This is a genomic window from Chitinophaga sp. (assembly GCF_035761305.1).
Lineage (GTDB): Bacteria > Bacteroidota > Bacteroidia > Chitinophagales > Chitinophagaceae > Chitinophaga.
In genome coordinates, this window is record NZ_DASTRI010000278.1 from 22092 (window position 1) to 29038 (window position 6947).

A 6947-nucleotide genomic window follows, 5' to 3' on the forward strand; every position below is an offset into this window, starting at 1 on the left:
ATGCAGCTATGCAGATATGCAAATGAAACCAGTTCAATCATCTGCACATTTGCATAGCTGCATATTTGCACATTTTCAATGCATGTTTGCCATAAAGGCGCGTAGTCACTTAGTACCTCTTTCCCTGCTGCCATTCCTTCGTGCCTTTGTGACTTCATGGCAGAAATACAATCGCGGAATCATTATTGCTTCATAAAGAACATTTTTAATAATTATTATGGCAACCGTTACCAGAGAAAACATCGGTTTATTGAATGATAAGATCACTGTGAAAGTGAGCCGGGAAGATTACCTTCCTAATTTTGACAAAGCGGTAAAACAATTCAGCAAAGCCGCCAATATCCCCGGTTTCCGGAAAGGTATGGTGCCCCCCGGTATGGTAAAGAAAATGCACGGCCAGGCCCTGTTTGCCGATGAAGTGCTGAAAACCGTGGAAAAAGAGCTTACCGGCTACCTGCAGAACGAAAAGCTGGAAATTTTTGCCCAGCCCCTGTCCATGGATAAAGAAGCAAAAAACCTGGACTTTAACCAACCCGCCGAATATGCCTTTGACTTTGAAGTAGGCCTGAAACCCACTTTTGAAGTATCTCCCCTGGAATCCGGTAAAACCACCCTTACCAAATATAAAATAAAGGCTACTGATAAAGAGGTAGACGAAGAGGTGAACCGCCTGCAGTTGAAAGGCGGCAAAATGAACGAGCCGGAAGTAATTGATAACGAAGACAACGTACTGAGCGTAACCTTTGAAGAAAGCGACGCCCAGGGTAATGTGGTAGAAGGCGGTATTAAAAAAGACAACTCCCTGCTGCTAAAATTCTTCTCCCCTGCCATACAGGAACAGCTGAAAGGCAAGAAAAAAGACGACAGCATCGTATTTCAGCTGGCTACCTCCTTTGATGAAGAAAGGCTGGGCATGATCCTGAAAGACCTGGGCTTTGATGAAAACGACAAAGAAGCTGCACAGAAATACTTTAAGCTTACCATTACCAAATTAGGCCTGATAGAAAAACGCGAGCTGAACGAAGAATTCTTCAAAGAGGTATACCCGAATGAAGACATTACTACAGAAGCCGCCTTCAGGGAAAAGCTGAAAGGCGAAATAGAAAAATACTGGGAGTCTGAAAGCCGTAACCGCCTGCATAATGAGCTGTTTGAAGTGCTGGTGCACGAAACGCCTATGGAGCTGCCTAAAGACTTCCTGAAACGCTGGCTGCAAACCGGTAGTGAAAAACCCAAAACTGCCGAAGAAGCCGAAAGAGAATATCCGAACTTTGATCATCAACTGCGTTGGACACTTATTAGCGATAAACTGATCCGCGATAATAAACTGGACGTTTCTTTTGAAGAACTGAGAGAGAGCGCCAAACAAAAACTGCTGGGCTATTACGGCGCCGGCGCTGCTTTAGACGGGGCCGATTGGCTGGATAGCTACCTGGACCGCCTGCTGCAGGACGAAAAATTCGTGGACCAGACTTACCGCGAAATGGTTACCCAGAAACTTTTTGACTGGGCAGAAACGAAGGTGGATTTAAAAGAAGAGGAAATAACAGCCGAAGAATTTGCTAAATTACCTCATAAACATCACCATCATGAACATGAATAACGAATTTAGAAAATATGCGATCCATCATCGTGGAATCAGCAGCCTGGTAGTAGATAGCTATGCCCGTCACCAGCTTAACTCGCTTACTCCTTATATTATCGAGGAGCGCCAGCTGAACGTAACGCAAATGGATGTATTCTCCCGCCTGATGGCCGACCGCATCATTTTCCTGGGCGATCCGATCAATGACTATGTAGCAAATGTGATCACCGCTCAGCTGCTGTTCCTGGAATCAGCCGACCGTAACCGTGATATACAGATGTATATTAACAGCCCCGGCGGCAGCGTGTATGCAGGCCTGGGTATTTATGATACCATGCAGATCATTTCCCCGGAAGTTGCTACCATTTGTACCGGTATGGCCGCCTCATTCGGCGCCGTGCTGCTGGTAGCCGGTGTAAAGGGCAAACGTACCGCCCTGAAACACGCCCGCGTAATGATACACCAGCCCCACGGCGGTGCAGAAGGCCAAACCTCTGATATTGAGATCACTGCACGCGAGTTTGTGAAGCTGAAAAAGGAGCTGAACGAGATCATTGCCACCCATTGCGGCCAGCCGTTCAAAAAAGTGGAAAAAGACTCTGACCGCGACTACTGGATGACAGCCGATGAGGCTAAAGAATACGGTATCATTGACGACGTGCTGGACCGTAACCCTAAGAAAAAACAGGAAAATACGCCGCAATAAGCGTTGCCTATTATATAAGGAGAAACGGGGTAAGCAGGCCTTGCTCCGTTTCTCCTTTCCTTTTTTCCGTTCCTGCTATTTTGCCTAACTTTGTAGGCTTACACTAGCTGCGAAAAACAAATAAATCATTACGGATGAAAGAATCCAAAATACGCTGTTCCTTCTGCAACCGTACCAAAGATGAGGTGCAGATACTGATTGCCGGTGCGGAAGGTCATATTTGTGAGAACTGTGTGGCCAACGCGCAGGAGATCATTGAGCAGGAGCTGTTTCAGCATAACAAAAAAGCACCGTCCCACTTTGTACCCAAGGTGGCCAAGCCGGTTGAGATCAAGACCTTCCTGGACGATTATGTGATTGGCCAGGATGATGCCAAGAAAATACTGGCGGTAGCGGTATATAACCACTACAAAAGGCTGAACCAGCAGGTTGGCGAAGATGAGGTGGAGATTGAAAAATCCAACATTGTGATGGTGGGTGAAACCGGTACCGGTAAAACGCTGCTGGCCAAATCCATTGCCAAGCTGCTGAATGTGCCCTTTACCATTGTGGATGCTACCGTGTTTACTGAGGCCGGCTATGTGGGTGAAGATGTGGAAAGCATTTTAACCCGCCTGCTGCAGGTATGTAACTACGACGTGGAAGCCGCAGAGAGAGGCATTGTATATATTGATGAAATTGACAAGATAGCCCGCAAAAGCGATAACCCTTCCATTACCCGCGATGTAAGCGGCGAAGGCGTGCAGCAGGGCTTACTGAAGCTGCTGGAAGGTACGGAAGTGCTGGTGCCCCCGCAAGGCGGCCGCAAGCACCCCGAACAAAAGCTGATCAAAGTAAATACGCAGAACATCCTGTTCATTTGCGGCGGCGCATTTGACGGGGTAGATAAGATCATCAGCAGAAGGGTGCAAACCCATTCCATTGGCTTTACAGTTGATAAGGAAAAAGAAGAGGCTACCAAAAAGCACATCCTGCGCTACGTAAACTCCCAGGACCTGAAATCCTTTGGCCTGATACCTGAGCTGCTGGGCCGTTTGCCGGTAGTTACCTACCTGAACTCACTGGACCGCGATGCGCTGAAAGCCATTCTTACCCAGCCGCGCAATGCGCTCATCAAACAGTACAAAAAGCTGTTTAAGGTAGAAGGTATAGAGCTTACGGTAGATGATGACGCCATTGATTATATCGTGGACAAGGCCATGGAATTTAAGCTGGGCGCCCGCGGCCTCCGCTCCATTTGTGAGGTGGTAATGAGCGACGCCATGTTCCACCTGCCCTCTACCACTGAAAAAACATTTTTGCTCACCAAGGCTTATGCCCAGGAAAAGCTGGACCTTTCGCCGCTGGTGAAGCTGAAAGTTGCTTAATAAGTAAAAACTTAAAAAGGCAAAAAGTAAAATATGCAGGAACTCATTCAACAGCTGCAGGAAAAAGCAGGGCTTAATACAGAACAGGCTGCGCAGGCCATTACTGTAATGCGCGACTTTGTAAAGAGCAAAGTACCGCCCTTTATTGCAGATACGGTAGACAAATGGTTTGCCGGCATAAACAACCCGCAGCAGCCATCTTCCGATGTGGCAGCCGCCGATGATTTCCTGGACGGATAACCGGTCACAACACTTTTTTCATAATAGCAGAACATCCCGCTTTTACGCGGGATGTTTTGTTTTTATACCTACAGGCTTTTCAGGTAAAGATAAAGCGCCGAAAGCTTCTCCTCCATATAGGCGCTGGTTATTTGCCAGGGCATATCACTATTATTCAGCTGCCTGCCTTCCGGTGTTTTGCCGGTACGCAGCGCTGTTATAAACTGGGCCTGCGACCATTTGCCCACGCGCCCCTTGCTGGTAATATCCGTTACCGGTGTGCCCGGCAACGGGTTGGGGCCGCCGCGCAGGTTATGCCCGTGGCACCCTGTACATGAAACAGAGAGGTATTGCCCGAAGGCCGGTGATACCTCCCGCTTCACCCTTACCGGCGCCTGGTACCCGTGATCCGCCGGCGGTAATATCCGCCCACTTTAAAAATTTACGCATAGCTATCAGGGGTTATAATTTGCGTGCAAAGTTAAGCGGCTGCATTTGCGGCAGACCAGCGGAAGTACGTAGTTTAAAAATTACGGGAGAACTTTGCCGTGGGGCCACAGTAAAAAAGCATCCTGTTGTGTCAGGATGCTTTTTCGATTGCGTAAAAGTGTTTCAATCGTCTGTGTTTTGGGTTTAGGTTGATAAAAGGTAAAGAGTGATTGACTTAACCCAAATTTAACATTCCTTTTTCAAACTTCCATCACACAAAAGGGTTAATGTTCATTTTTTTGTCAAAAACCATGAATGGTTGCGCATTGTCCCCTTTTTTACATTACGCATAGTTAAAATATATACTTTGTTGACAAAAAGTTGGATGTCTGGTCACTAACGATCTTATTAATCAACGCCTTGTTCTCTTCCGTTTGTTTGGTAGCTACCATGGAGCGGATCGAAAAAGCCCGCAACGCATCCGGTACGCTCAGCGTAGCTTCTGCACTGTCTTTACGCCCGGTGAAGGGGAAAGTATCGGGCCCGCGCTGACACTGGCAGTTAATGTTTACCCGGCTTACCTGGTTCACCAGCGGATCTATCAGCGATGCCAGCTCCGATGCGCTGTTGGTGAACAGGCTTACCTGCTGCCCGTGCTCTGAATGTATCAGGTATTCAATAGGCGTGGTAATGTCATCAAACGGCAAAACAGGTATTACGGGTCCAAACTGCTCTTCGCTGTACAGCTTCATCCGCTCATTTACCGGGTATACAATTGCGGGGTACACCATTGACTCATATGCTTTGCCGCCGTTTTCGTTAATTACCTTTGCGCCATTGGCCACTGCATCCTCAATACAGGTTTGGAGATAGGCGGGCTTTTGCGGTTCGGGCAGCGGGGTAAGAAACACATCTTTTTCCCAGGGCATGCCTACCTTTAATTTGCCAACTGCGTCGCTCAGCTTACGCAGGAAGGCGTCGGCAATACGGCGGTGCACAAATATGATCTTGATAGCGGTACAACGCTGACCATTAAACGATAATGAGCCCAGCACACATTCTTTTACCGCCAGGTCAATATCTGCCTTGTCGGTTATAATGGCGGCATTCTTGGCGTCGAGCCCTAGTATAGCCCGCAGGCGGTTTACCTTGGGATGCATTTTCTTTAGCTGGTTGGCTACCTTGCTGGAGCCTATGAGCGTAAGCACGTTGATCTTGCCCGACTCCATCAGCGGCTGCACAATTACATTACCACGGCCGTAAATAGTGTTTACCACGCCTTTGGGAAAGCAGGTGCGGAAAGCTTCCAGCAGGGGATAATGTAATAAAGTTCCGTGTTTGGGAGGTTTAAAAAGCAGTGTGTTTCCCATAATAAGGGCCGGTATCAGCGTAGTAAAGGTTTCGTTCAACGGGTAGTTAAACGGTCCCATACACAATACTACGCCCAGGGGGGAACGGCGTATCTGACCTATGATGCCCTGCTGTATCTCAAAACGGGATGAGTTGCGGTCCAGCTCCTTAAGGGCGTCAATAGTAGCGTTTATATATTCTACTGTACGGTCAAATTCTTTTAACGAGTCGGCATAGGACTTCCCTATTTCCCACATGATGAGCTTTACTACTTCTGCTTTGCGCTCAATCATTTTGCCGGTGAATTTTTCCACGCAGGCTATTCTTTCTGCTACCGGCATGGTGGGCCATTCGCCGCGTCCTTCGTCATAGGCGGCCAGGGCATCGTTCAGCGAAGCCATGGCTTCTTTGGCGCTGCATAAAGGGTAAGAGCCAATTACCTTACGCTGCAGGCCATTGGCTGTGCGTATACCTATGGGCGATACGACCGTATGTACATCGCCGCTCCATTGTTTCATTTCACCACCGGACAAATACTCCCGCTGATGGATCTCTGCGGGCAGCTGGTATTCCGCTGGTATTCCGTTTTCTTTAGTTGGAAAAAGCTGTTGTAATTTTTCTTCAAAACTCATAGGAATTTATATTGCGTGCAACCAAGATAATTAATAATGAAGAATTAATAATTAATAGTTTAGGTAGCAGTGGCTGAATGAAAAGATCTTTAAGGCAGCGCTGATGATGCTAATAATATTCAATGTCATATTTGGTAAGCACCATTATGCCACCTAATAAAAAGAGGCTGCTCCATTGCAGTGGAACAACCCCTTTAAAGCACATCGCCTATTAATTATTAATTCTTCATTATTAATTATTTCAGCTGCAGCGCCTCACGCGCAATTACAATTTTCTGTATCTCGGAAGTGCCTTCTCCTATGGTGCACAATTTAGCATCACGGTAATATTTTTCTACCGGGAAGTCTTTTGTGTAGCCATAACCGCCAAAAACCTGTACGGCATCATTAGCGGTGCTTACCGCTACTTCAGAGGCATAGTATTTTGCCATGGCAGCCTGCTTGGTGCACTTTTCACCGCGTTGTTTAAGGTCGGCGGCCTGCATGGTGAGCATTTCAGCGGCTTCTATTTGTGTAGCCATATCCGCCAGCTTAAATGCAATACCCTGGAAGTTGGCAATGGGCTGATCAAACTGGTGGCGTTCCTGTGCATATTTTATGGCGGCTTCATAAGCGCCTTTGGCAATGCCCAGCGAAAGGGCAGCAATGGAAATACGGCC

The 6947-nt window shown here is 47.5% G+C and carries 7 protein-coding genes; 4 read left to right on the forward strand and 3 right to left on the reverse strand.

Features of this window, described 5'->3' with window-relative positions; translation table 11 throughout:
* Positions 1-217: 217 nt before the first annotated feature.
* The 4 genes from tig to VFS25_RS23330 all read left to right on the forward strand — a co-directional run bounded on the left by tig (position 218) and on the right by VFS25_RS23330 (position 3898).
* Positions 218-1603 carry a trigger factor gene (gene tig, locus VFS25_RS23315; RefSeq protein ID WP_326464589.1) on the forward strand — a complete coding sequence of 462 codons (1386 nt, stop codon included), beginning with the start codon at positions 218-220 and terminating at the stop codon, positions 1601-1603.
* Entirely contained in the window at positions 1590-2291 is a 702-nt protein-coding gene (clpP, locus tag VFS25_RS23320; RefSeq protein WP_326464590.1) for an ATP-dependent Clp endopeptidase proteolytic subunit ClpP, read from the forward strand. Before tig ends, clpP begins: the two co-directional genes overlap by 14 nt.
* Positions 2292-2425: 134 nt before the next feature.
* The gene (clpX, locus tag VFS25_RS23325) at positions 2426-3658 is read left to right on the forward strand and encodes an ATP-dependent Clp protease ATP-binding subunit ClpX (protein ID WP_326464591.1); all 1233 of its coding nucleotides are present in this window, start codon (positions 2426-2428) and stop codon (positions 3656-3658) included.
* Between the two features lie 33 nt (positions 3659-3691).
* Positions 3692-3898, forward strand: a complete 207-nt coding sequence (locus VFS25_RS23330; protein WP_326464592.1) for a hypothetical protein — start codon at positions 3692-3694, stop codon at positions 3896-3898.
* A gap of 68 nt (positions 3899-3966) precedes the next feature.
* Here the strand turns inward: VFS25_RS23330 and VFS25_RS23335 are convergent, their stop codons facing one another.
* From VFS25_RS23335 to VFS25_RS23345, 3 genes are all read right to left on the reverse strand, one after another.
* Positions 3967-4260, reverse strand: coding sequence for a c-type cytochrome (locus tag VFS25_RS23335; RefSeq protein WP_326464593.1), 294 nt, complete (start codon positions 4258-4260; stop codon positions 3967-3969).
* A 399-nt stretch (positions 4261-4659) separates the two neighbouring features.
* A complete protein-coding gene (locus tag VFS25_RS23340; protein ID WP_326464594.1) occupies positions 4660-6288 on the reverse strand; it encodes an NADP-dependent glyceraldehyde-3-phosphate dehydrogenase in 1629 nt (542 codons plus the stop codon).
* Positions 6289-6524: 236 nt separating this feature from the next.
* A partial coding sequence (locus VFS25_RS23345; protein ID WP_326464595.1) for an acyl-CoA dehydrogenase family protein occupies positions 6525-6947 on the reverse strand: 423 nt, incomplete at its 5' end.